General features: G+C 57.3%; 1 protein-coding gene. It reads right to left on the bottom strand.

What is annotated here, in order from left to right; translation table 11 throughout:
- On the bottom strand, positions 1-260 hold a 260-nt coding region (locus R0J92_RS24105), incomplete at both ends, for an ABC transporter substrate-binding protein (protein WP_411053539.1).

Genomic DNA, 260 nt, shown 5'->3' on the forward strand with positions numbered 1-260 from the left:
CGGTGGAGAACTCCGCATCCACCCCCCAATAGCCGTCGTAGGCTTTCAGGCGGACGTAGGCGCCGGGTTCGACTGTATCCACCATATAGGGGCCAGATCCGATCGGTGCTTTCTCAAACCCTTCGGAGCCGACGCTTTCGTAATAGCCCTTGGGCAGAACAAAGGCCGTCAGGAACGCCATCCATTTGAACAAGGCCGGTTCGATCTCGATCACATCTGCGGTGATGCGCTGCCCGTCGATCTGGAAATTTCCGATCTTG

The organism is Tritonibacter sp. SIMBA_163, from assembly GCF_046535935.1.
GTDB lineage: Bacteria > Pseudomonadota > Alphaproteobacteria > Rhodobacterales > Rhodobacteraceae > Epibacterium > Epibacterium scottomollicae.